The 1,384-nt window shown below is 54.3% G+C and carries 1 rRNA gene; it reads left to right on the top strand.

Features of this window, described 5'->3' with window-relative positions:
• A 23S ribosomal RNA gene (locus AC20OE_RS18720) occupies positions 1-1,377 on the top strand; the annotation flags it as partial.
• Positions 1,378-1,384: the final 7 nt, after the last annotated feature.

Raw genomic sequence — 1,384 nt, 5'->3', positions numbered from 1 at the left:
TAAAGGCTGAGCTGTGATGGCGAGCGAAATTTAGTAGCGAAGTTCCTGATTCCACACTGCCAAGAAAAGCCTCTAGCGAGGTGAGAGGTGCCCGTACCGCAAACCGACACAGGTAGGCGAGGAGAGAATCCTAAGGTGATCGAGAGAACTCTCGTTAAGGAACTCGGCAAAATGACCCCGTAACTTCGGGAGAAGGGGTGCTTCTTAGGGTGTTAAAGCCCCGAGAAGCCGCAGTGAATAGGCCCAGGCGACTGTTTAGCAAAAACACAGGTCTCTGCGAAGCCGTAAGGCGAAGTATAGGGGCTGACGCCTGCCCGGTGCTGGAAGGTTAAGAGGAGCGCTTAGCGTAAGCGAAGGTGCGAATTGAAGCCCCAGTAAACGGCGGCCGTAACTATAACGGTCCTAAGGTAGCGAAATTCCTTGTCGGGTAAGTTCCGACCCGCACGAAAGGCGCAACGATCTGGGCACTGTCTCAACGAGAGACTCGGTGAAATTATAGTACCTGTGAAGATGCAGGTTACCCGCGACAGGACGGAAAGACCCCGTGGAGCTTTACTGCAGCCTGATATTGAATGTTGGTACAGCTTGTACAGGATAGGTAGGAGCCTTGGAAACCGGAGCGCTAGCTTCGGTGGAGGCATCGGTGGGATACTACCCTGGCTGTATTGACCTTCTAACCCGCTGCCCTTATCGGGCAGGGAGACAGTGTCAGGTGGGCAGTTTGACTGGGGCGGTCGCCTCCTAAAATGTAACGGAGGCGCCCAAAGGTTCCCTCAGAATGGTTGGAAATCATTCGCAGAGTGTAAAGGCACAAGGGAGCTTGACTGCGAGACCTACAAGTCGAGCAGGGACGAAAGTCGGGCTTAGTGATCCGGTGGTTCCGCATGGAAGGGCCATCGCTCAACGGATAAAAGCTACCCCGGGGATAACAGGCTTATCTCCCCCAAGAGTCCACATCGACGGGGAGGTTTGGCACCTCGATGTCGGCTCATCGCATCCTGGGGCTGTAGTCGGTCCCAAGGGTTGGGCTGTTCGCCCATTAAAGCGGTACGCGAGCTGGGTTCAGAACGTCGTGAGACAGTTCGGTCCCTATCCGTCGCGGGCGCAGGAAATTTGAGAGGAGCTGTCCTTAGTACGAGAGGACCGGGATGGACGCACCGCTGGTGTACCAGTTGTTCTGCCAAGGGCATCGCTGGGTAGCTATGTGCGGACGGGATAAGTGCTGAAAGCATCTAAGCATGAAGCCCCCCTCAAGATGAGATTTCCCATTCCGCAAGGAAGTAAGATCCCTGAAAGATGATCAGGTTGATAGGTCTGAGGTGGAAGCGTGGTGACACGTGGAGCTGACAGATACTAATAGATCGAGGACTTAACCTATATTCTA

The organism is Bacillus sp. SRI_025, assembly GCF_057592095.1.
Note: the sequence above shows the minus strand (reverse complement) of the source record. Positions and strands in the feature narration are given on the sequence as shown.